General features: G+C 71.7%; 20 protein-coding genes and 1 tRNA gene. 11 read left to right on the top strand and 10 right to left on the bottom strand.

Annotated features, from left to right (window positions below):
* Positions 1–23 precede the first annotated feature (23 nt).
* A complete protein-coding gene (gene secA2 / locus FLX07_RS25085) occupies positions 24–2291 on the bottom strand; it encodes an accessory Sec system translocase SecA2 (protein WP_229689708.1) in 2268 nt (755 codons plus the stop codon).
* A gap of 129 nt (positions 2292–2420) precedes the next feature.
* Between secA2 and FLX07_RS25080 the strand changes: the two genes are divergently transcribed.
* Positions 2421–2777: a VOC family protein gene (locus tag FLX07_RS25080; RefSeq protein ID WP_142573983.1), complete on the top strand. Its 357-nt coding sequence runs from the start codon at positions 2421–2423 to the stop codon at positions 2775–2777.
* A 133-nt stretch (positions 2778–2910) separates the two neighbouring features.
* A complete protein-coding gene (locus FLX07_RS25075) occupies positions 2911–3798 on the top strand; it encodes a DMT family transporter (RefSeq protein WP_142573981.1) in 888 nt (295 codons plus the stop codon).
* 5 nt (positions 3799–3803) lie between these two features.
* Here the strand turns inward: FLX07_RS25075 and FLX07_RS25070 are convergent, their stop codons facing one another.
* The gene (locus tag FLX07_RS25070) at positions 3804–4949 is read right to left on the bottom strand and encodes an FAD-dependent monooxygenase (RefSeq protein WP_142573979.1); all 1146 of its coding nucleotides are present in this window, start codon (positions 4947–4949) and stop codon (positions 3804–3806) included.
* 67 nt (positions 4950–5016) lie between these two features.
* On the opposite strand from FLX07_RS25070, the gene FLX07_RS25065 reads away from it, so the two are divergent.
* Positions 5017–5601, top strand: a complete 585-nt coding sequence (locus tag FLX07_RS25065; protein WP_208762371.1) for a TetR/AcrR family transcriptional regulator — start codon at positions 5017–5019, stop codon at positions 5599–5601.
* A 68-nt stretch (positions 5602–5669) separates the two neighbouring features.
* On the opposite strand, the gene FLX07_RS25060 is transcribed toward FLX07_RS25065, so the two are convergent.
* Positions 5670–6260: a dihydrofolate reductase family protein gene (locus FLX07_RS25060; protein ID WP_142573975.1), complete on the bottom strand. Its 591-nt coding sequence runs from the start codon at positions 6258–6260 to the stop codon at positions 5670–5672.
* A gap of 80 nt (positions 6261–6340) precedes the next feature.
* Positions 6341–6922: a GNAT family N-acetyltransferase gene (locus FLX07_RS25055; RefSeq protein WP_142573973.1), complete on the bottom strand. Its 582-nt coding sequence runs from the start codon at positions 6920–6922 to the stop codon at positions 6341–6343.
* A gap of 119 nt (positions 6923–7041) precedes the next feature.
* Between FLX07_RS25055 and FLX07_RS25050 the strand changes: the two genes are divergently transcribed.
* Genes FLX07_RS25050 through FLX07_RS25035 form a run of 4 tightly spaced genes read left to right on the top strand, consistent with a single transcriptional unit; the run spans position 7042 to position 11573 of the window.
* Positions 7042–7992 (top strand): phosphotransferase family protein, encoded by a 951-nt coding sequence (locus FLX07_RS25050; protein WP_142573972.1) that lies wholly within the window; start codon positions 7042–7044, stop codon positions 7990–7992.
* The gene (locus tag FLX07_RS25045) at positions 7992–9197 is read left to right on the top strand and encodes an acyl-CoA dehydrogenase family protein (protein WP_142573970.1); all 1206 of its coding nucleotides are present in this window, start codon (positions 7992–7994) and stop codon (positions 9195–9197) included. The genes FLX07_RS25050 and FLX07_RS25045 overlap by 1 nt, the downstream gene beginning before the upstream one ends.
* 7 nt (positions 9198–9204) lie before the next feature.
* Complete coding sequence (locus FLX07_RS25040) at positions 9205–10377, top strand: acyl-CoA dehydrogenase family protein (RefSeq protein ID WP_142573968.1); 1173 nt, start codon at positions 9205–9207, stop codon at positions 10375–10377.
* Positions 10374–11573 carry an acyl-CoA dehydrogenase family protein gene (locus FLX07_RS25035; protein ID WP_142573966.1) on the top strand — a complete coding sequence of 400 codons (1200 nt, stop codon included), beginning with the start codon at positions 10374–10376 and terminating at the stop codon, positions 11571–11573. Before FLX07_RS25040 ends, FLX07_RS25035 begins: the two co-directional genes overlap by 4 nt.
* Positions 11574–11588: 15 nt before the next feature.
* Here the strand turns inward: FLX07_RS25035 and FLX07_RS25030 are convergent, their stop codons facing one another.
* A complete protein-coding gene (locus FLX07_RS25030; RefSeq protein ID WP_142573964.1) occupies positions 11589–12236 on the bottom strand; it encodes a TetR/AcrR family transcriptional regulator in 648 nt (215 codons plus the stop codon).
* 152 nt (positions 12237–12388) lie between these two features.
* Between FLX07_RS25030 and FLX07_RS25025 the strand changes: the two genes are divergently transcribed.
* Positions 12389–13156 carry a nuclease-related domain-containing protein gene (locus tag FLX07_RS25025; RefSeq protein ID WP_142573963.1) on the top strand — a complete coding sequence of 256 codons (768 nt, stop codon included), beginning with the start codon at positions 12389–12391 and terminating at the stop codon, positions 13154–13156.
* A 72-nt stretch (positions 13157–13228) separates the two neighbouring features.
* Here FLX07_RS25025 and FLX07_RS25020 read toward each other — a convergent pair whose 3' ends face one another.
* Positions 13229–14635, bottom strand: coding sequence for a vWA domain-containing protein (locus FLX07_RS25020; RefSeq protein WP_142573961.1), 1407 nt, complete (start codon positions 14633–14635; stop codon positions 13229–13231).
* Positions 14632–15480: an AAA family ATPase gene (locus FLX07_RS25015; protein WP_142573959.1), complete on the bottom strand. Its 849-nt coding sequence runs from the start codon at positions 15478–15480 to the stop codon at positions 14632–14634. The genes FLX07_RS25020 and FLX07_RS25015 overlap by 4 nt, the downstream gene beginning before the upstream one ends.
* 103 nt (positions 15481–15583) lie before the next feature.
* Between FLX07_RS25015 and FLX07_RS25010 the strand changes: the two genes are divergently transcribed.
* Positions 15584–15660: transfer RNA gene (locus FLX07_RS25010), tRNA-Lys, on the top strand.
* Here FLX07_RS25010 and FLX07_RS25005 read toward each other — a convergent pair.
* The gene (locus FLX07_RS25005; protein WP_142573957.1) at positions 15623–16552 is read right to left on the bottom strand and encodes a helix-turn-helix transcriptional regulator; all 930 of its coding nucleotides are present in this window, start codon (positions 16550–16552) and stop codon (positions 15623–15625) included. The two genes, FLX07_RS25010 and FLX07_RS25005, sit on opposite strands and share 38 nt — an antisense overlap.
* A 101-nt stretch (positions 16553–16653) precedes the next feature.
* On the opposite strand from FLX07_RS25005, the gene FLX07_RS25000 reads away from it, so the two are divergent.
* Entirely contained in the window at positions 16654–17574 is a 921-nt protein-coding gene (locus tag FLX07_RS25000) for an oxidoreductase (RefSeq protein ID WP_142573954.1), read from the top strand.
* A 181-nt stretch (positions 17575–17755) separates the two neighbouring features.
* Positions 17756–18256, top strand: coding sequence for a helix-turn-helix domain-containing protein (locus FLX07_RS37960; protein WP_229689709.1), 501 nt, complete (start codon positions 17756–17758; stop codon positions 18254–18256).
* Positions 18257–18277: 21 nt separating this feature from the next.
* Here the strand turns inward: FLX07_RS37960 and FLX07_RS24990 are convergent, their stop codons facing one another.
* Both FLX07_RS24990 and FLX07_RS24985 read right to left on the bottom strand, forming a co-directional pair.
* Positions 18278–19519 (bottom strand): endonuclease Q family protein, encoded by a 1242-nt coding sequence (locus FLX07_RS24990; RefSeq protein ID WP_142573952.1) that lies wholly within the window; start codon positions 19517–19519, stop codon positions 18278–18280.
* A gap of 150 nt (positions 19520–19669) precedes the next feature.
* Entirely contained in the window at positions 19670–21595 is a 1926-nt protein-coding gene (locus FLX07_RS24985) for a Xaa-Pro dipeptidyl-peptidase (protein ID WP_142573950.1), read from the bottom strand.
* Between the last annotated feature and the right edge of the window lie 135 nt (positions 21596–21730).

The following is a 21730-nucleotide window of genomic DNA, read 5'->3' as shown; positions in this document are numbered from 1 at the left end:
GCGCCTCGGCGGCCCGCCGACCTCTACCGCTTGCGGCGCTTGAGCGACCCGGCCACGCGCTTGAGCACGCGGTCCCACTCCGAGCCGAACGGGTTGTCCTGCACGAGATAGGTCCAGGTGGCCGTGGGCCGCTTGAGACCCTGCTCCGCGAGGTCCCGGGTGACGTCGGCCTTCTCGAAGGTCTCCTTGGAACGCCGCCCGACCTCGTCGAGCATCGCCCGGTAGGCCGGAACGGCCTCACGGTTGAACTCGTCGAGCGGGTTCATCCGCCCGAGGGCCCGCAGGTGGATGCCCTCGCGGAGGTCGGCGAGGAACCCGAGGTGCTCGGTCCAGCAGCGGTCGAGGTGATACAGCACGATCTGCCGGGCGGCCCGCTCGACCGTCTCCTCGCCCGCCGTCTCGCACAGCTCGCGGTAACGCTCCGGGCAGGCCTGATCCAGGGCACGCGCCCCCGCGTCGCCGTGCAGGACGCGGTCGCGCTGCTCCAGCACCTCCGCCCGCTGGCGCTCCTGGATCCGCGTGTAGCGCCAGGTGTTGCGGTGGATCTCCAGGTTGACGCCCTCCGCCACGCGCTGGGCGTGTGCCACCAGCCCCGCGGCGTCCGCGGCGTGCACGACGCCGTCGCGGCCGGCCGGGGGCAGCGACTGGTCCGGCGCGTACGCGGTGAGGAGTGTGTCCTCGCCGCTGACGAAGAACACCGAGCCGCCGGGGTCGCCCTGCCGTCCGGCGCGGCCGCGCAGCTGGTCGTCCAGCCTGCTGCTCTCGTGTCTCCCGGTGCCGATGACGTAGAGCCCGCCGTGCGCGGCGACCTCCTGCTCCTCGTCCGGGTCGCCCGCGCCGAGCCGGATGTCCGTGCCGCGCCCGGCCATCTGCGTGGAGACCGTGATCGCGCCGCGCCGGCCGGCCTTCGCGATGATCTGCGCCTCCTGCGCGTCGTTCTTCGCGTTGAGCACGGCCGCGCTCAGCCCCCTGGTCTCCAGGGCCTCGGCCAGGCGCTCGGACTCGGCGACGTCGAGCGTGCCGACGAGGATCGGCTGCCCGGCGGCGTGCCGGGTCTCGATCTCCTCAAGCAGCGCCCGCTCCTTGTCCTCCAGCGTGGCGAAGACCCGGTCGGGATCGTCCACCCGTACGCACGGCTTGTTGGGCGGGATGACCGCGATCCTGAGGTCGTAGAACTCCCGCAGCTGATCGGCCACGGCGATCGCGGTGCCGGTCATGCCGCACACCTGCGGGTAGCGGCGGATGAGGCTCTGCACGGTGAGCGAGTCGAGGATCTCGCCCGTCTCCGACGCCGGCAGGTGCTCCTTGGCCTCGACGGCCGCCTGCAGCCCGTCCGGCCAGCGCTGCAGCACGGCGACCCGGCCGCGCGAGGAGTTGATCAGGTGGACCCGGCCGTCTCTCACGATGTAGTCGACGTCCCTGGTCAGCAGTGCGTGGGCGTGCAGGGCGAGGTTGACCTGGGTCACCACGCCGGGGTGCTCGTAGAGGTCGACTCCGAGGGCCTTCTCGACCGTGTCGGTGCCCTTGGGGGTGAGGAAGACGCTGCGCCCCTCCTCGTCGATCGTGTAGTGGTAGCCGCGCGACAGCCGCCGCACCAGGGCCGCCATCTCGGGCAGCGCCGTGCCGGGGTCGGCCGTGCCGGCCAGCACAAGCGGCACGCGGGCCTCGTCCACCAGGACCGAGTCGGCCTCGTCCACCAGCGCGACGTCGGGGGCGGGCACGACCAGTTCGGCCGGGTCCGTGCACAGGCGGTCGCGCAGCACGTCGAACCCCAGCTCGCTGACGGCTCCGTACGTGACGTCGCAGGCGTAGGCCGCCCTGCGCTCCTCGGGGGTGGAGGTCTCGGCGATCCACCCGGCCGCGAGGCCGAGCGTCTCGTACAGCGGGCCCATCCATTCCGCGTCGCGGCGGGCGAGGTAGTCGTTGACCGAGACCGCGTGCACCCGGGCGCCACGCAACGCGGACCCGGCCGCCGTCAGCGCGCCGACGAGCGTCTTGCCCTCGCCGGTGGACATCTGCACGACGTGGCCCTCCAGCATGGCGAGCATGCCCACGAGCTGCACGTCGTACGGCCGCTGGCCGAGCGACCGGTGGGCGGCCTCCCGCATCACGGCGCAGAAGTCGGCCGAGCCGACCCAGCCGGGATCGACGGCCGCGGGGCGCAGAGCGGCGCGCCGGGAGACCTCGGCCTCCAGCGTGCCGGCCTCGGCCACGATCCGCTGGAAGGGGGCCAGATCGACGCTTCCTGGTTTGTCCAGGAACCGCTTGATCCACTCGCCTACCCGTGCCACATCCGCTCCAACGACTCGCTTGCCGGACTGGTTCCACATGCCCGATTCATGGTCCCACTAGTGACGCCGATTTCCACGGCGCCCCCTACCTGACACTCCCTGACAGGTATACGCGGAAGGATGGCCGCCATGACAACGATCGCGAAGCTCATCGCCGTGACCATCGACTGCGCCGAGCCGAAGAAGCTCGCCGAGTTCTACTCCCAGATCACCGGGTTCCCCGTGCAGTACGCCGAAGAGGAGTACGCGGGGATCGGCGACGGCGCGACGAGCATCTACTTCCAGCGGGTGCCCGACCGCAAGGCCCCCTCGTGGCCCGGCGCGGACAAGCAGTTCCACCTCGACTTCCGGGTGCCCGACGTGGCCACTGCGGTGGAGGAGTACGTCGCGCTCGGGGCGACCAAGCCGGAGTTCCAGCCGGGCGACTGGGTGGTGCTCGCCGACCCGGAGGGCCACCTTTTCTGCGTGTGTCCCGAGAGGTCCTGAAACGGGCCCGGTGATCCAGGACGGTAACAGGGTGGCTGACCCGTAAAGCCCCACTTGTGTCACCGGCTCCCGTGACGCGTGCCGGGTCCCACTAAGCTTGCGTGGTGATTTCTCGACACACCGGCGGGCGCGCATGACCTGGGTGGGAATGGCGATCGCTCTCGTCGGCGCGCTGGGATACGCCCTGGGTGCGGCGCTCCAGCAGTTCGAAGCGGTGAGCGAGGGGGCGACCCTGGCTCTCGTCAGAAGGCCCCGCTGGTGGATCGGCGGGGTCATCGGTTTCACCGGGGCGTCCCTGCACGCGGTGGCGCTCAGCATGGCTCCGCTGGTCGTCGTCCAGCCCGTGAGCGTGGCGACCCTCGTGTTCGCGGTGCCGCTCGCCGCGACGCTGCACGGCAGACGCCCGCGCCGGGCCGAGATCGCCGGGTCGATCGCGGTGGCGGTCGGCCTGCTCGGCCTCATGCTGCTGGTCCCGGCGCACAACGTGACTCCGGTCCTGTCCGACGCGCACGCCCTGGAGCTGATCGGCTGTGTCGCGCTGGTGGTGGCCGTGACGTTCACCATGGCCCGGCGGCTGAAGGGCCCGGCGAAGGCGCTGCTGATGGCGGTCGGCGCCGGAGCGGTCACCGCTACCGTGTCCACCTTCGTCCGGGTCGTCGGCGGAGGGCTCCAAGGAGACCTCGGCCACCTCCTCCACTGGTTCACCCTGGCCATCCCGGTGCTGCTGGTCTGCGCCGTGGTGCTGCTGCAGAAGTCGTACGCCGTGGGCTACTTCGGCATCGCCTACGCCGGGGTCCAGGTCGTCGACCCCATCACCTCGGTGACCGCCGGAGCGGTGCTGCTGGGCGAGTCGCTGCCCACCGAAGCGGGCAAGGCGGTCCCCGCGCTGCTCGCGGCCGGGCTGCTCATCGCCGGGACGGTCACGCTCGGCCGCCTCACCCCCGACCAGTCCAAGCCCGCCGCCGTACCGGCCGAGCCGGACAGGATCGGCGGCCCGGTGGTCGCGTCCGAGGTGGCCTGACCTCCTCAACTCCGGGGTGACCAGGCGAAGACGCGGTCACCCTGGCGCGACGCGACGTCGGGCCCCAACCGGCCCGCCGCCCGCATCGCGCCGTCGCGCAGGGCTACCGCCAGCGGGTTGCGCCAGCGGGTGAGCCGGCCGATCGACCGCGACCGCCGCACGATCGGCGTCGTCCGCGCCAGCCGTTCCCTGCTGTAGACGGCAAGCCCCGCGGCGAGATCGCCCCGAGGTGAGACGCGCTCGGCGAGCACGACCGCGTCCTCCATGGCCTGGCAGGCGCCCTGCCCGAGATTGGGCGTCATGGGGTGGGCCGCGTCGCCCAGCAGCGCGACCCGTCCGATGTGGAAGGCGGGCAGCGGGGTGTCGAGGCTGTGGATGTCGTGGCGGAGCACGGCCGCGGGGTCGGCGGCGTCCAGCAGCGCCGGGATCGGGTCGTGCCAGCGGCCGAACAACCGGAGGAGTTCGTCCCTCTCGTCCGCCGCGCGCAGGCCCGCCGGGACCGCCGCGGTGGCGTAGCAGTACACCTGACCGCCCGCGAGTGGCATGACCCCGAAGACCAGCCCGCGTCCCCACGTCTCCGAGGCCCCGGTCACGCCGGGCAGCGGCACGATCGCCCGCCAGCTCGTCACGCCCGTGTAGACCGGTGCGGGATGCCCGGGGAACAGCGCCGAGCGGGTCCGGGATCGGATTCCGTCGGCCGCCACGACCAGGTCGGCCTCGATCGTCTCCGCCGCCCCCGCCACGGTGACGCGGCCGGTCGCGGGGTCCACGGACTCGACCCGGCGGTTCACCCGCAGGGCGCCCTGCGGCAGGCGTCCGGCGAGGATCCCGACCAGCGCCGCGCGGGTGAGCAGCACGATGGGATCGCCATACCGGGCGGCGGCGTCCTCGGCGGTGGTCCGCGCCAGCCATCGGCCGTCCGGCAGCCGGACGCCGCCCCGGCCCTGGATGGCGGAGAGCTTCCGCACGTCGTCCCCGGCACCGATCACGTCGAGCGCCCGCAGCGCGTTGGGCGCGACCGCCAGCCCGGCGCCCACCGGCTCGACCGAGGCCGCCCGTTCCAGGACCGTCACCTCCCAGCCCTTGTGCGCCAGGGCGAGGGCCGCCGTCAGCCCGCCGATGCCCGCTCCGACTACCACCGCGTGCGCCATGCCCGCCTCCCGTTACTACACCTGTAGTGAGATTACTACAGGTGTAGTCCGCCCCTACGATGAGGGGGTGAGCAGTCAGCGTGCGGCCGTCGTCGCGGACGCGGCCATCGCGATCCTGGCCGAGCGGGGGATGCGCGGCCTCACCCATCGGGCGGTGGACGAGGCGGCGGGGCTGCCGCCGGGCTCCACCTCGAACCACGCGCGCACACGGGCGGCGCTGCTGGAGCTCACGCTGGCCCGGCTCGCCGAGCGCGAGGAGGCCGTGTTCGCCGCCGCGACGCCACCGGACGGCGGGATGCCCGAGGGTGCGGGCGAGGTGGCCCCGCTGGCGGATCTCCTGGCGAGGACGATCCACGCGGCGATCACCGTGCACCGGGAGACCACGATCGCGCGGTACGAGCTGGCGCTGGAGGCGAGCCGGCGCCCCGAGCTGCGCAAGATCTACGACGAGGTGGGGCGCCGGTTCCGGGAGCAGGCCATCGCGGTGCTGGCCGCCGCCGGCTCGCCCGACCCGGTGCGGCACGGGCGGCAGATGGTCGCCTACGTCGAAGGGATGCTGTTCGACGCGATCGTGGGGGCGGGGGACGTGCCTGACCTCGACGAACTCGGCGCCGCCTTCCGGGAGCTGCTCCGCGTCGTCTCCGGCACTTGAGCCCCGGCGGCCTCGCCGAAGCGTCCGGCCGCCGGTCGCCCCCGAAGCGATCGCGCGGATACCCCAGGTCACCGTCCGGCGGGCCGGTACACGGTGACGATCACTCCCGTCCCGGTCGCCGTCGATTCGACCAGCCGGAAGGCCGGCAGGTCCGAGCCCGAGTCCGGGAACAACCGGCGGCCGGAGCCGAGCACAAGCGGGTAGACGAGAAGAACCAGTGTGTCGACGAGGTCGCGCGACAGCAGCGACCGGACCAGGACCCCGCTGCCGAACACCACCAGGTTCTCCGGCAGCTCCTCCTTCAGACGGCTCACCGCGTCAGCGGCGTCGCCTCCGAGGAGCACGGAGTTCTCCCAGGCGAGGGGCTCGGTCAGGGTGGCGGACGCCACGTACTTCCGGGCGCGGCCGAGAGCCTCGCTGAACGGGTTCGGCGGCTGCTTGGGCCAGTAGCCCGCGAACTGCTCGTAGGTCGTCCGGCCGGCCAGCAGGGACCACGCGCTCGTCATGTGGCGGCCCATGACCTCCTGCATGGCCGGGTCCTGGTGCCGGCTCGCCCAGCCGCCGTGCCGGAAGCCTCCGCGCAGGTCCTCCTCGGGGTTTCCGGGCGCCTGCATCACACCGTCAAGCGTCAGGTGCTCGATCGCGATGACCTTGCCCATGCCGTGTCTCCTTCACCGTCGTCCGTCGGTCTCACCCCCTACACGAACGACAGGCCGCCGGATCGACAGGCGCCGGGGTGTTATTCGCGGGAGGCCAGGAGGCGGGCGCGGTGGGCCGGCCACTCGTCGTCGAGGATCGAATACAGGGGGCTGTCGCGCCAGGTGCCGTCCGCGCGGCGGTACTGCCTCCGGAGCACGCCCTCCCGCACGCCGCCGATGCGCTCGATGGCCGCCTGCGACCGCAGGTTGCGGATGTCGGTCTTCAGCACCACGCGGACGAACCCCAGAGCGAAGGCGTGGTCGAGCAGCAGGACCTTGCACTCGGTGTTGACGGCGGTGCGCCAGTAGGCCCTGCCATACCATGTGGAGCCGATCTCCACGCTCTCGTTGAAGCCGCCGACATCCCAGAAGCCGGTTGAGCCGATCGCCCGGCCGGTCTCCTTGAGGACCACCGCGAACTGGGTGGTGCGCGGGTCGGCGAGCAGCGTGTCCACCAGGCGGCGCATGTCGTCCTCGGCCCGCGGCACGGGTTCCGGCCGGTGCCGCCAGACCTCCTCGTCCCGCGCCGCGGCGAACAGGTCGGGCACGTGGCCGGGGGCGAGCGGCTCAAGGCGTACGACGCGGCCGTCGAGCACGGCCGGCGCGGGCATCTTCGCGGTCATGCGCCCGACGGTATCGGCGGCGTACGGTGCGAGCGGATGGCCACTTGGGGCGGAACGGCGAGGACCACTTGGCCGTGACCGTGTCGACACACATACCGTCTGGTCGGTACGCTGACGGCGTGAACGATGACCCGCCCGGCCTCGACCTCACCCGCCTCGCCGAGCACCTCCAGCGCGAGGGCCTGACCGCGGGGCCGCTCACCGCGGAGCTCATCGTGGGCGGCAAGTCCAACCTGACGTACGTCGTCAGGGACGGCACGAGCACCTACGTCGTGCGGCGGCCGCCGCTCGGGCACGTCCTGGCGACGGCGCACGACATGGGCCGCGAATACCGGGTCATGAGCGCGCTTCAGGACACCGGCGTCCCGGTGCCGCGCACCTACCACCTGTGCCGGGACCCCGAGATCGTCGGCGCGCCCTTCTACGTGATGGAGTGCGTCGTGGGCGGGCAGCCGCCGCTCACGCCGGCTCTCGCCCACGGGCTGGTGGACGTGCTGGCCGAGCTGCACTCGATCGCCCCCGAGAGCGTGGGTCTCGGCGACTTCGGCAGGCCCGACGGCTTCCTGCAGCGGCAGGTCGCCCGGTGGAAGCGGCAGCTCGACGCCTCGCGCAGCCGCGAGGTGCCCGGCATCGACGACCTCTACGAGCGGCTCGCCCGCGACGTGCCCGCCTCCGGCAGACCGGCGATCGTGCACGGCGACTTCAAGCTGGGCAACACGCTCGTCGCCGACGGCGAGGTGCGGGCCGTGCTCGACTGGGAGATGTCCACGCTCGGCGACCCGCTCACCGACCTGGCGCTCTTCCTCCTGTACGGCGAGGTCTCCTCGCTCGACCGGGGCTCGGCGGGGGAGGTGCCGCCCAGCTCCGAGCTGGCGGCCCACTACGGGGAGGCGTCCGGCCGCGACCTGTCCCGGCTCGGCTGGTACGTCGGCCTCGCCTGCTTCAAGCTCGCGGTGATCGCCGAGGGCATCCATTTCCGATACACGAAGGGGCTCACGGTGGGGGAGGGCTTCGCCGAGGTCGGCGACCAGGTCGCCCCGATCGTCGCCCGCGGGCTGATGGAGGTCTGATGGACTTCGGGTTCGACGCGACCACGAACCGCTACCGGGAACGGCTGCTGGAGTTCATGGACGAGTGTGTCTACCCGGCCGAGCACGCCTTCCACGAACAGGCGGCCGGCAGCGGATGGAGCCCGCCGCCGATGCTGGAGGACCTCAAGGCCGAGGCCCGCTCGCGCGGCCTGTGGAACCTCTTCCTTCCCGGTGAACGCGGCGCGGGACTGACCAACCTGCAGTACGCGCCGCTCGCCGAGATCATGGGCAGGTCGCCCGCCATCGCGCCGCCCGCCACCAACTGCGCCGCCCCCGACACCGGCAACATGGAGCTGCTGGCGGAGTTCGGCAGCGAGTGGCAGCGCAAGGAGTACCTGGAGCCGCTGCTGGCCGGGGAGATCAGGTCGGCCTTCGCGATGACCGAGCCCGACGTCGCCTCCTCCGACGCGACGAACATCGCGACCTCCATCAGGAGGGACGGCGGGGAGTACGTCGTCAACGGCCGCAAGTGGTTCATCACCGGCGCGATGAATCCCGGCTGCCGGGTCTTCATCGTGATGGGCAAGACCGATCCCGAGGCGCCCAAGCACCGTCAGCAGAGCATGGTGCTCGTCCCGCGTGAGACCCCCGGTCTCACCGTGCGGCGCGGCATGACGGTCTTCGGCTACGACGACGCCGACCACGGCGGCCACGCCGAGGTGGTGTTCGAGGACGTACGCGTGCCGGTGGACAACCTGATCGGCGAGGAGGGCGGCGGGTTCGCCATCGCCCAGGCGCGGCTCGGGCCGGGGCGCATCCACCACTGCATGCGGCTCATCGGCATGGCCGAGCGGGCCGTCGAGCTGATGTGCCGCCGGGTGCTGACGCGGGAGGCGTTCGGCAGGCCGCTGGCACAGCAGGGAGTGATCCAGGACTGGATCGCCGAGTCGCGGGTGCGCATCGAGCAGCTGCGGCTGCTGGTGCTGAAGACGGCCTGGCTGATGGACACGGCCGGCAACAAGGGCGCGCACACCGAGATCCAGGCCATCAAGATCGCCGGCCCGGCGACGGTGGAGTGGATCCTGGACAAGGCCATCCAGGCGCACGGCGCCGGCGGGATCAGCCAGGACTTCCCGCTGGCGGCGCTGTGGGCGGGCGCGCGGTCGCTGCGGTTCGCCGACGGCCCGGACGAGGTCCACAAGCGGTCGCTGGCCTACCGCGAACTCAAGAAACACATGGGGTGATGTGCGGGTGACATGGGATGAGGCGTCGGTCGCCGAGCGCGCCAGAGCCTTCCTCGCGGAGCACGACCCGGCGGCCATGGACCGCCTGGAGTTCCTTCGCGCCCGGTTCGACGCCGGGCTGGCCTGGGTGCACTTTCCCGAGGGCCTCGGCGGCCTCGGCGCGCCGCGGGGTCTGCAGGCCGTGGCCGACCGGGAGCTGAAGGGCACGCCGGACAACCAGCCGGGCCGGATCGGCATCGGCCTCGGGATGGCCGCTCCGACGATCCTCGCGTTCGGCACCGAGGAGCAGAGCAAGCGCTTCCTGCGGCCGCTGTGGACGGGGGAGGAGGTGTGGTGCCAGCTGTTCAGCGAGCCCGGCGCCGGTTCCGACCTCGCCACGCTGGCCACCCGCGCCGTACGAGAGGGCGACGAGTGGGTGGTGGACGGCCAGAAGGTGTGGACGTCGAGCGCGCACACCGCCCGCTGGGGCATCCTCGTGGCCCGCACCGACCCGGGCGTGCCCAAGCACCGCGGGCTGACCTACTTCGTGTGCGACATGCACGCCCCCGGCGTCGAGGTGCGCCCGCTGCGCCAGATCACCGGTGAGGCCGAGTTCAACGAGGTCTTCCTCACCGGGGTGCGGCTGCCCGACGCGCTGCGGCTGGGCGAGGTGGGCGACGGCTGGCGGGTCGCGCAGACCACGCTGATGAACGAGCGGGTGGCGATCGGCGGCGCCCCCGCCCGGCGCACGATGATGGGCGTCGTCGCCGAGACCTGGCGGTCCCGGCCCGAGCTGCGCACCCATGACCTGCACCAGCGGCTGCTCAGGCTCTGGGTCGACTCGGAGGTCATGCGCCTGACGGCCGTACGGCTGCGCGAGCAGCTCGCCGCCGGGCATCCGGGGCCGGAGGGGTCGGGCATGAAGCTGGCCTTCGCCCGGCTGCACCAGGAGCTGTCCGGCATCGAGGTCGAGATGCTGCGCGAGGACGGCCTGGCCTACGACGACTGGACGTTCCGCCGCCCCGACACGGTCGACTTCATCGGCCGGGAGGCGGGCTACCGCTACCTGCGCGCCAAGGGCAACTCGATCGAGGGTGGCACCTCCGAGATCCTGCGCAACATCATCGCCGAACGCGTCCTCGGCCTGCCCGCCGAGCCGCGCGCCGACAAGGACGTCGCCTGGAAGGACCTCCCCCGATGACGCTGCTGTACACGGAGGTGGAGGAGGAGCTGCGGGCCGCCGTGCGCGAACTGCTCGCCGACAAGTGCTCCCCGTCCGCCGTGCTCGACCGTGCCGACTCGGCCGCGGCGGCCGGCACGCCGTACGACGCGGAGCTGTGGAAGGCGCTGGCCCGCGACATCGGCGTGGCCGGGCTGCTGATCCCCGAGGAGCTCGGCGGCTCCGCCTCCCGGGAAGGCGGCGCCTCGGCCCGCGAGGCCGCCGTCGTGCTGGAGGAGCTGGGCCGCGCCGTGGCCCCCGTGCCGTTCCTGAGCAGCGCCGTCCTGGCCACCCAGGCCCTGCTGACGGCCGCCGGGCAGGAAGCGGGCGGGAACGTCGCGGAGGAGCTGCTGGGACGGCTGGCCGCCGGGGAGGCGACGGCGACGCTCGCGGTGTCGTTCGCCGCCTCGCCGTACGCGCCCGCGGCCCCCTGCCATGAGGACGGCGCGACCCTCGGCGAGGACGGCACGGTGACCGGCACGGTCACCGGGGTGATCGGCGCGGAGGCCGCCGACGTCCTGCTCGTCCCGGTGCGGCTGGCGCGGAAGACGGAACCATGCGTGGGGCTGTGCGCGGTGGAGGCGTCCGCCGCGGTCCGGGTGACGCCGGTCCCCTCGCTCGACCTGACCCGGCCCATCGCGACCGTGTCCTTCGCGTCGGCGCCGGCCAGGGTCGTCGCCAGGGCCGAGGGGCTGGAGGTGCCGTGGGTGTGGGAGGCCCTGATGCGCGGCGCCGGGCTGCTCGCCTCGGAACAGCTCGGGGTCGCCGAGTGGTGCCTCACCACGACGGTCGCGTACGTGAAGGAACGCAGGCAGTTCGCCCGGCCGGTGGGGTCGTTCCAGGCGGTCAAGCACCGGCTGGCCGACCTGTGGCTGGAGGTCGTGGGGGCCAGGGCGGCGGCCCGCAACGCGGCCGCCCTGCTGGCGGAGGCGCCCGCGGCGGGACCGCTCGGCGACGACGCGGCGGTGGCCGTCGCGGTGGCGCAGGCCCACTGCGCAGCGGTGGCGGTGCACGCCGCGGAGGAGTGCGTGCAGCTCCACGGCGGCATCGGGATGACCTGGGAGCACCCGGCGCATCTCTACCTCAAGCGGGCCAAGGCCGACCAGATCGCGCTGGGCACGCCGGGTGAGCACCGTGACGCGCTGGCGGGCCCGGCCGACCTCCCCGCGCCGGTCTGAGCGGGTTTCTCCTGGTCAGGGCCGCAGAGAGTTGAGCAGGAGGTCGGCGAAGTGGCGGCCGACCTCCTGACCGGTCAGCGGGCCGTCGGGGTGATACCAGGTGCCGAGGTGGTGCACCGAGCCGAAGAAGAAGTCGACCACCATCTCGGCGGGGATGTCGGCGCGGAAGACGCCGTCGCGCTGCCCCTCGGCGACGAGGTCGCGGAACCGCTCGTGGTAGCGCCGCCGCTCGGCCCGCACGCTCTTGTACGTCTCCGGTGTGAGCTGGTGCATCGACCTGAAGAAGATCTTGGAGTCGTCCAGGTTGTCGACCGTGGTCACCACCACGTCGGTCGCCGCCGCGTGCAGCCGCTCGGCCACCGGGCCCTCCGCGTCCGCGAACCGGTTGAGGCGCTCCATCTGCAGGCGCAGCACCCGGGCGTAGATCTCGTGGAGCAGGTCGTCCTTGGAGTCGAAGTAGTGGTACATGGCGCCCTTGGTGACGCCGGCCGCCGCGACGATCTCCTGCACCGACGTGCTCTCGAAACCCCGCCCGGCGAACAGCCGGGTGGCCTCGGCGAGCAGGCGCTGCCGCACCGGCTCCTCCAGGGACCCGCCGGCGGGGCGCTCCCCGTTGACGCGATCCCCCGTTACGCGGTGCTCTCCGGTTGCGCGGCGGGCCATACCGACCTCCTTCGTCTCTCGGCTCAAGCATACCGACTGGTCGGTCTAGCGTCGGCACTGGCGTAACTGCGCTACTTCCCTCACCTTAGGAGGGTTGGGATTCCCGCTCGGGTATCCCGGAGAAAGCCGCATGCCTAGTGTGGGGGGTTCGCGTGCCCAATGGGTCCATTTACGTCCCGAAGGACGAGAAGTTCACCGGCGCCTCGCCGCAGAACCTGTACGAGACATTCTGGTTCGCCGGACGCAAGAACCGGATCCGGGTCCGGGCCGCGGTCACCTTCGCGGGGTTCGTCATCGGCAACCTGGTGGGCTCGCGGCTCGGGCTGAACATGTTCGCCGCGGGCCTCGGCCTGGCCGCCCTCGCGGGCGGCACCGACCTGTTCATCGCCTGGCGCCTGCACGAGCGTACGGCGGTGTGGCGGGGCAGGCGCCGCGGCGAGGTGCGCACCGGACGGCTGCTGCGTCTCGGGCTGCGCCGGCACGGCTACCGGGTGATGGACGGCCGGGCCGTGCCCGGAGAGGCGTCGATCGACCACCTCGTCATCGGGCCGGGCGGCCTGTGGATCGTGGACAACGAGGCGTGGTCGCCCGACACCCTGATCGCACGCTACGGCGAGCGGCTGTTCTTCGACGAGAAGTTCGGCACCTCGGTCGCCAAGGGCCTCATCTCCGCCGCCGGGTCGATGGCCGCGCTGCTGACCAAGGAGACCGGCATCGAGCTCTCCATCGCCCCGGTGCTCGCCGTGCACGGCGGGAAGATCAAGGCCAGGGGCGGCGTGCTGCACGGGGAGGGGTTGACCGTCTCCTACCCGGGCAGGGTGACCCGCTGGATCCGCACCCACGGATCCATGGAGCTGACCGAGGAGCAGATCGACCTGCTGGCCCGTACGGCGGCTCGCATCCTGCGCCGCATGAGCTGAGCACGCGGGCGCGGGCCGGAATCGATTCAGGCGAAGGGTCTCGATTCAGGCCGGTGTCTATGAAGCCGGTGTCTATGAAGCCAGCGTCTCGACGAACGCGGCGAGCTGGGCGACGTTGCGGCACTCGTGCATGGACACGACCGAGCCGTACGGCGTGGCGATGGAGTCCCCGGTGTCCCACCGGGCCCGGGGCTCGGGGTTGAGCCAGTAGGCGTGCCTGGCCTGCCCGGCCAGCCGCTTCAGCGTGCCCAGCGCCGGGACCTGGTAGTTGGACCTGGCGTCGCCCAGGATCAGCAGCGACGTCCGGGGGCCCACGGCGTCCGGGAAGCGTTCGGCGAAGCGCTCGAAGACGTGGCCGTAGTCGGTGCGGCCGAACCTGACGATGTCGGCCGTCTCGGTCAGGCGGGCGATGGCGTCCAGCACGTCCGCACCCGGGGCGAACAGGTCCGTGATCTCGTCCACCGTGTCCACGAACGCGAACGCCCGCACCTTGGTGAACTGCTCCCGCAGCGCGAACGTCAGCAACAGCGTGAAGTGCGAGAACGTCGAGACCGAGTCGCTGGCGTCGCACAACACGACCAGCTCGGGCCGGTGCGGGCGGGGCGGGCGCAGGTGGGTGGTGAGCGGCACGCCGCCCGTGGACAGCGAGGCCCGCACGGTGCGCCGGAAGTCGAGCCGGCCGCGCCGCCCCCGCTTCTGCCTGATGGACAGCCGGGTGGCCAGGCGGCGGGCGAGGGGGTAGACCTCCCGGCGCAGCCGGGCCAGCTCCTCCTTGGACGCGCGCAGGAAGTCGACCTGGTCGATCGGCGGCCGGACCGCCGACCTGGCGATCTTCTCGATGCCCGACTCCTCGGCGATCCTCCGGCGTACGTCGGAGGCGACCGCCTCCGTGAACGCCTCGATGGTCCGCGCGATCTGCCGCCGGGCGACCTTCTCCGGCAGGCCGCCGCGCTCGTCGAGCATGGCCGTCAGCATCCGGGCCACCAGCGTCTCGGGCGACAGTGCGCGCAGCACCGGGAAGGAGAACCACGACTGCCTGCCGGGGGCGGCCTGGACCTGCCCGAACCGCCCGACCATCGCCCGGGCGAACTCCCGGAACGCGGGATCGGCCGGGTCGCCCATCAACAGCTCCGCCAGCCGTTCGCGAAGCTCCGGCAGCTCGGGTGGCGCGGCGGTTTCCACGACGGCGGCGCCCTCCGCGGTGCCCTCTGCGGTGCTCTCCTCGGGGCCCTCCTGGGTGCCGCCGATCACCGGCGGGAACCACAGGTCGAAGAGCAGGTCGAACCCCGGCCGGTGCGCGGGCCGCTTCACCAGCGTCGCGGCGTACGCCTCGCGCAGCGTCTCCCGCTCGGTCAGGTCGACGACCATGAGCGCGTGGGCCGCGTCCAGCCCCTCGGCCGGGGAGACCGGCAGCCCGGCCTCCCGCAGGGCGTGAACGAACCCGACGTGCCGGTCCACGAGGGACGCCGGAGTCGTCATGACCGGGACGGCAGGCCGAGCTCCTTGGCGGCCCGCACCTGGTCGGAGTTGTGCTTGAGCACCACGCCCAGCGTCTGGCCGATCAGCGCCTCGTCCAGCTCCGTACGGCCCAGCGCGAGCAGGGTGTGCGCCCAGTCGACGGTCTCCGCGATCGACGGCGACTTCTTCAGCTCCAGCGCCCGGAGCGTGGCCACCGTACGGGCGAGCTGGCCGGCGATGCTCGCGGGCAGTCCGGGCACCTGGGCGAGCAGGATGTCACGCTCCCGCTCAGGCGTGGGGTAGCCGAGGTGCAGATAGAGGCAGCGCCGCTTCAGCGCCTCCGACAGCTCGCGGGTCGCGTTCGAGGTCAGCACGACGTACGGCCGGCGCGCGGCGGTGATCGTGCCCAGCTCGGGAATCGTGATCTGGTAGTCGGACAGGATCTCCAGCAGCAGCCCCTCGACCTCGACGTCGGCCTTGTCGGTCTCGTCGATGAGCAGCACGGTGGGCTCCTCGCTCCTGATCGCCTTCAGGAGGGGGCGCTCCAGCAGGAACTCCTCGGAGAAGATGTCGTCCCAGGCGCCGTCGTCGGCCTGGATGCGCAGCAGTTGCTTCTTGTAGTTCCACTCGTACAGCGCCCGCGCCTCGTCCAGGCCCTCGTAGCACTGCAGGCGGATGAGCCGGGCGCCGGTGGCCTCCGCCACGGCCTTGGCGAGCTGGGTCTTGCCCCCCCCCGCCGGTCCCTCGGCCAGCAGCGGCTTGCCCAGTGCCCCGGCCAGGAACACCGATGTCGCGATGCCGTCGTCGGCAAGGTAGTCGACGGCCGTCAGCCGCCCCCGGACCTCGTCAGGCGAGGCGAACCACATGTGCGCTCCCAACCGCTGATACCGAATGTTGTTCTACTCTAGCCCGATTTCGACCGCTCTGATTTGGACTGTCCTGGGGCGTGCGATAACCTCTAAGGGCTTTGCGCCGCTAGCTCAGTTGGTTAGAGCAGCTGACTCTTAATCAGCGGGTCCGGGGTTCGAGTCCCTGGCGGCGCACCACCTCGGAAAGCCCAGGCCGTTCGGCCTGGGCTTTCCGCGTTACCCGGGTGGCGTGCAGGGACGCGAGCAGTTGGAGGCGTTCAACGTCCGCGGTGCCGGGCTCGGCCGTGTAGACGAGCAGGACCGGTCCGGGATTGCCGGGCAGGGGATAGACGTCCCAGTCGAGGGTGATGTCGCCGGCCTGCGGGTGCCGGAACAGCTTCGTCCCGTGGACCGTCTCACGCACCTCGTGCCGGGCCCAGAGCCGGCGGAAGTCCGCGCTGCGGATGCTCAGCTCGCCGATGATCGTCGTGGCGCGCGGGTGACTCGGGTCCGTCGCGACGGCGGCCCGCAGCATGCCGATGTACTGCAGTGCGGTGGTCTCCCAGTCGGGGCAGCGCGCCCGGGTCCCGGGATCCTCGAACAGCGCCATGAGCATGTTCCGCCGCCCCGGCGGCAGGGTGTCCGGATCGCCGAGCAGCGCCTCGGCGAGCGTGTTCCAGGCGAGCACGTCGAGGTGTCGGCCGAGCACGAGCGCGGGAGTGTTCATGACGTGCAGCAGGCGTCGCGTGCTGTCCGGCACGCGTTCCGGGGTGCGGCGCGTGCGGACGGCCGCCGGACGCCGTGCCGCCCTCGCGAGGGTGAACAGGTGGCGGCGTTCCTCGTCGCCGAGGTCCAGCGCGGAGGCGATGGCGTCGAGCACCTCGTCGGAGGGCCGCACCTCACGGCCCTGCTCCATGCGCTGGTAGTAATCGGTGCTCAGCCCGGCCAGCAGCGCGACCTCCTCGCGCCGCAGGCCGGCCACCTTGCGCCGGGGTCCCGGCTCCAGGCCGACGTCCTGCGGGCGCAACCGGCCGCGCCGGGCACGCAGGAAGTCGCCGAGCTCACGGGCGTACGGGTGGTCGACAGCCATGCCGACAGTCTGCCGCCGCGGTCCGCGCCGAAGGTAGGTCTGCGGTTCCCAGGCAGACGCGTACGACCGAATCCCGGCGATCTCGTCCTAGCGTCGCCGCCATGAGCGATTGGAACGCCAGTCACATCCCCGGCCAGCACGGCCGGGTTGCCGTCGTCACCGGCGCGAACTCGGGGCTCGGCCTGGTTACCGCGACCGAGCTCGCCCGGCACGGGGCACACGTCGTGATGGCCGTACGTGACACCGTCGCCGCCGAGCGGGAGGCCGGGACGATCCGGCGCTCCGCGCCGGGGGCCGAGATCGAGGTGCGTGAGCTCGACCTGGCCTCGCTCGCGTCGGTGCACGCGTTCGCGAAGGACCTGGCCGCCGCCTTCCCGGCGATCGACCTGCTGGTCAACAACGCCGGCGTGGTCCTCCTCGGCCCCGCCCGCACGACGGCCGACGGGTTCGAGCTTCAGCTGGGCACCAACATGCTCGGGCACTTCGCCCTCACCGGCCTGCTGCTCGACAGCCTCGGCCGGGCGGAGGCGGCACGGGTCGTCAGTCTGAGCTCGATCACCCACAAGAACGCCCACCTCGACTTCGACGACCTGATGTCGCGGCGGGACTTCAACGCGAGTCGCGCGTACGGCCGGTCCAAGCTCGCCACCACCGTCTTCGGCCTCGAACTCGACCGCCGCCTGCGCGCCGCGGGCGCACCGGTCGTCAGCGTCGTCGCCCACCCCGGGCTGTCCAGAAGCAATCTCACCCCCCGGGCCTGGGAGTACCGCCCTCGGACCGGGCGGATCTTCGCCCGGCTCGGGCTGCTGGTGACGCAGCCGCCCGAGCGCGGGGCGCTGCCCCAGCTCTTCGCCGCGACCGCGCCCGGCGTGCGCGGCGGTCAGTTCTTCGGACCGGGCCGCCTCTGGGAGACGAGCGGCCCGGTCGTGGAGGTCCGCCCCAGCATGGAGGCGGCCGACCCGGGTGTCGGGCGGCGCCTGTGGACCGCCGCCGAGGCACTGACCGGCGTCACCTACCTCTGACACCGGCCCGGGCTCTCTTCGGTGTCGCCCGTGATTGTCGGTGCGCTGTAGGAGGCTGCCGCCGAGTACGCGACAAGGTCATCGCAACTCTCGCGTTCGTGGGGTCGAAGAAGTCGAACCCAGGAATCTACATAAGCGGCCTGGCTAGGCTCGGCACCGGCTGAAGAGGAGGTCTCCAGGGGTGCGTGAGCTGTATGGCTTCGAGATCGAACCAGAAGTCCGGAAGTGGCTCGACGACCTCAGCGACAGTGACTTCAAGCGAGTAGACGAGGCAGCACGATCAGCGGCAGATCGATCGGGCGGTCCGGGCGCAGAAGGTTTGCGAACGAGACCACCATGGATCGGTGTCGGAGACCTACGAGAGGCAGGTGTGATGGTCGGGTACCACACCCGCTGGGTGCGACCGGAGGCGCCGGCTGAGGATCCGGAGCGCATCGCCATCCGCGAGGCGCTGGCCTTCGGCAAGGCCTTGTATGACAGGCGTACCGCACTCGGCCTGAGCGTGGCGCAACTGGCCGAACGCGCCGGAATGACGGAGGACGACGTCGAGTGCATCGAAGAGGGCGGTACGGCGCCGACGGTGCCGTTGCTCCGGCTTCTGGCCGCCGCTCTCGACGCCGACGTCCGCCTGACCCCCGGCCATGACGTGGGGTCGCTGTGGTTCGAGGCGCACGCCGCCTAATAGTGCGTCGGGCCGGCCGCCTTACGGATCGAGGGTGCGGATCCGGCCGAACTCGCCGTCGTAGCCGGGGTCCTTGGTGACGTCGCCGTTCCGCAGGCGGCCGATCGCCTTGGCGAGCGGCGGTGAGCAGCCGGCGATGGCGTCGAGGGGAAGGTCGCCGAGGATCGCGAGCTCGGGCCCGAGCGCGGCCACGAGTCTGTCAGTCTCCGCGCTCACCTTCTTGCTCTTCGGGCCCACCCCCAGGGTCTCGGCCACGAGATCCGGGAGCGGGACGAGGTTGCGGAAGCCCGCCGCGCCGCGCGGGCTTCTGCCCGCCGGGCGGTCCGCGAGGTCCTCGACCCTGCTCAGCACGCCGACCGTGAGCTTCCTGCCGCACACCGGGCAGAGGCCACCGAGCTTGCGCGTCTCCTCCGGGTCGAGCCGCACGCCGCACTTGCGGTGGCCGTCGACGTGGTACTTGCCCGCCTCGGGGAAGAACTCGGTCGTGCCGCACACGCCGGCTCCGGTGCGCAGGGTGCGTTCGATCGCGAAGTAGTCCAGATCGGTCTCGAAGACCGTGGTCTCGCGGCCGACGATGGGCGGCGAGTGGGCGTCCGAGTAGCTGACCAGCCGATATCCGTCGAGGCCGGAGACCTGCCACATCATCGCGGGGTCGGCGGACAGCCCGGTCTCCAGCGCGAAGACGTGCTCGGTGAGGTCGCCGAAGCACTCCTCGATGCTGTCGAATCCCGATTTCGAGCCGAGCACGCCGAACCACGGCGTCCAGACGTGCGCCGGCACCAGGTAGGCGCCTTCGCCGCAGGCAAGCACGGCCTCCAGCAGGTCGCGCGAGCTCATGCGCACGGTGGGCCGGCCGTCCACGCCGAGGTCGGCGACCTTGGCGAGCCCTCGGCCGAACTCCTCGACCTGGTCGAATCCGGGCAGGTAGACGAGGTGGTGGATCTTCCGGGAGCGGCCGCCCTGGGAGTAGACGGTGGAGATCTCCACCGACAGCATGTACCGCACGGGTGCGGCGGCCACGCTGCCCGGCAGCGTCGCCGCGACCTCGCGGTCGAGGTCGTCGCGCAACCGGAACAGCCCCGGCTCGGCCGGCACGAGAGCGGTACGCAGCCGGCGCAGCCAGGCCGGGTGGGTGAAGTCGCCCGTGCCCATGAGCGTGACGCCCTTGCGCCGGGCCCACCAGGTCAACTGCTCCAGGTCGCTGTTCTTGCTGCACGCGTAGGCGTACCTGGAGTGCATGTGCAGGTCGGCGTGGAAACGCACGGTGACCTCTCCCGTCGGCTTGACCCTGGATCTCCCCGCTTGCCGATCAGGAGGGGTCCAAACACCACGGCGAAGGCGGGGAGTGCCGGACCGCTCGGACGCGGCGCCGGGACGAGGGTCCCGGCGCCGAGTCAGAAGGCGGTCAGGGGATCAGTAGAGCTTGTTGTCCGGCACCGGCAGGTCGATCTGCTGGGGACCGTGCCAGGCGCCCTTGTCCTTGACGATGTCGCCGCCGTTCAGCGCGTGGCCGACGCCGAGCACGAGCGGAATCTCCACCCGGCTCTTGTGCAGGTCGACGGTGACGGTCGTGCCGGTGGCCCGCTCGCCGCTGTAGTTCGAGTCGGTGCCGGCGATCACCAGCCCGATCCTGTGGCCCTTCTTGAAGACGTACTCCTGCGGCAGCGTCTTCCACTTGACCTGTGCGTACGTGCCGGGGGTCAGTGGCGACGACGCGGAGAGCGAGTCGCGGTTCTGCGCGTCGATCCAGCCGCGGGCCACGACCTCCAGCGGACGCGTGGCCAGGTTGGTGACGACCTTCCGGTAGCAGGCGTCGTCGTCGGCGGTGCTGTCGCCGTGGCAGTCCTCCTCGGCGAGGGTGGTGACACCCTGTCCACGGCGCCAGTCGACCCGGGTGTCCTCGCCGAAGTCGACGAGAAGCGCGGTCAGGTTCGAGGTCGGCTTGTCGAGCGAGACCCGCAGGTCCACCTCGGGCGTGCCCGACATGCGCAGGTCGCGCGGCAGCTCACCGGTGGTGAAGGAGACCCGTCCGGGCTTGGCCGTGCCGACGTCGGCGACCATCGCGTCCTCCGACTGGCGGATGTCGGTGAAGCTCGCGGTCTCGCCGTTCTTGCCGGGGTTGAGGTTCAGCGAACCGTCGGCGGACGGACGGAAGAAGTGGGTCGAGGCGGCAGGCGTCGGCCAGTCCTTCTGGGTGACCCACTCGGCCGGGCCGACCTGCACGTCGGCGCGCGGCTCCTGCATGATCCCGTTGTCCACGCCGAGCAGCCAGCGGTCGAACCAGCGGTGCAGCGTGTCGACCCACAGGTCACGGCGCCCCTCGAAGTCGAAGGGGTCCACGTGCTGATACTGGCCGACCCAGATCTTGCGCGGCACGTTCCGGTCGGCGAGCGCCTGCCACCACACCGAGAAGTTGTCGGGCTTGACGTTCAGGTCGTTGACCGTGTGCACGACGAAGACGCTGGCGTGCACCTTCGACGCGTCGCCGAGCGACCCGGCGACGTAGTCGCGCTCGGCCCAGAAGTCGTTGTAGTTCCCCGTGGTGTCGTCGGCGTCGACGTCCAGCTGAGCCCGCTTCGCCGCGCACTTGGCGGCCGGGTCGGTGTCGACGGCCCGGGACAGGTACGACATGTAGTTGTAGTTGTAGATGACGCCGTTGGAGCGCTGGTACTTGTACCAGGAGCTGATGGCGGAGATGGGGACGATCGTCTCCAGGCCCTCGACCCCGGTCGCCGCGACCGCGTTGGCCAGCGTGCCGTCATACGACTTGCCGATCATGCCGGCCTTGCCGGTGCTCCAGTCGGCCACCGCGGGGGAGCCGTCGTCGTGGTAGGCGGGGGCGCGGCCGTTCAGCCAGTCGACGACCGCCTTGCCGCCCAGCACGTCGGCCCTGCCGCCGACGTCGGGGCAGCCGTCGGACTTCGTGGTGCCGACCATGTCGACGTTGAGGACGGCGTAGCCGCGCGGCACGAAGTAGTTGTCGTAGAACAGCGGGAACTTGGCGGGCTCGCCCGCCGCGTCGTACGTCTTGCGCTCGGACTCGTTGCCGCGCCCGGAGTTGTCGTAGTAGGGGCTCTCGTCGATGATCGTCGGCACCTTGAGCCCGGGCCCCGACTCCTTTGGCCTGATGATGTCGACCCTGACCCGGTCGAGGCGGCCGTCGGAGTCGCTGTCGACGCTCGACTCGACATAGACGTGCTCGCGAACGGCGTCGGCGTAGGAGAAGACCGGTTGGGTGCGTCCCTGGTCGACGGTGATGGCCGGGCCGTTGGCCGCGTGGGCCGGGACCGCGGCGATGGCGGTCAGGGCGACCGCGGCGATGGCTGCTCGTAACAGCACGGAGAGCCTCCAGAAGGGGGTGTGGAAATCCTCCGCAAAGTTCCATGCATGCCTGTATGCCGACAAGATCCCTTTATGTGATCGACATCACCTTGATCCTGCTGTGTGACAGAAGTGGTTCACGAGGGGTCGAAG

It is taken from the genome of Microbispora bryophytorum (genome assembly GCF_006874465.1).
Classification (GTDB): domain Bacteria; phylum Actinomycetota; class Actinomycetes; order Streptosporangiales; family Streptosporangiaceae; genus Microbispora; species Microbispora bryophytorum.
The sequence above is the reverse complement of the archived record's forward strand: the minus strand, read 5'-3'. Positions and strand labels throughout refer to the sequence as shown.

What these genes read in the sequence shown, in the direction of transcription:
- FLX07_RS25070 (WP_142573979.1), bottom strand. Translation starts at nt 4,949, where the DNA reads ATGGCGCACGCGGTGGTAGTCGGAGCGGGCATCGGCGGGCTGACGGCG.
- FLX07_RS25015 (WP_142573959.1), bottom strand. Translation starts at nt 15,480, where the DNA reads ATGTGGTTCGCCTCGCCTGACGAGGTCCGGGGGCGGCTGACGGCCGTC.
- FLX07_RS25060 (WP_142573975.1), bottom strand. Translation starts at nt 6,260, where the DNA reads ATGGGCAAGGTCATCGCGATCGAGCACCTGACGCTTGACGGTGTGATG.
- FLX07_RS25020 (WP_142573961.1), bottom strand. Translation starts at nt 14,635, where the DNA reads ATGACGACTCCGGCGTCCCTCGTGGACCGGCACGTCGGGTTCGTTCAC.
- FLX07_RS25055 (WP_142573973.1), bottom strand. Translation starts at nt 6,922, where the DNA reads ATGACCGCGAAGATGCCCGCGCCGGCCGTGCTCGACGGCCGCGTCGTA.
- FLX07_RS25045 (WP_142573970.1), top strand. Translation starts at nt 7,992, where the DNA reads ATGGACTTCGGGTTCGACGCGACCACGAACCGCTACCGGGAACGGCTG.
- FLX07_RS25080 (WP_142573983.1), top strand. Translation starts at nt 2,421, where the DNA reads ATGACAACGATCGCGAAGCTCATCGCCGTGACCATCGACTGCGCCGAG.
- FLX07_RS25035 (WP_142573966.1), top strand. Translation starts at nt 10,374, where the DNA reads ATGACGCTGCTGTACACGGAGGTGGAGGAGGAGCTGCGGGCCGCCGTG.
- FLX07_RS25030 (WP_142573964.1), bottom strand. Translation starts at nt 12,236, where the DNA reads ATGGCCCGCCGCGCAACCGGAGAGCACCGCGTAACGGGGGATCGCGTC.
- FLX07_RS25000 (WP_142573954.1), top strand. Translation starts at nt 16,654, where the DNA reads ATGAGCGATTGGAACGCCAGTCACATCCCCGGCCAGCACGGCCGGGTT.
- FLX07_RS25075 (WP_142573981.1), top strand. Translation starts at nt 2,911, where the DNA reads ATGACCTGGGTGGGAATGGCGATCGCTCTCGTCGGCGCGCTGGGATAC.
- FLX07_RS25005 (WP_142573957.1), bottom strand. Translation starts at nt 16,552, where the DNA reads ATGGCTGTCGACCACCCGTACGCCCGTGAGCTCGGCGACTTCCTGCGT.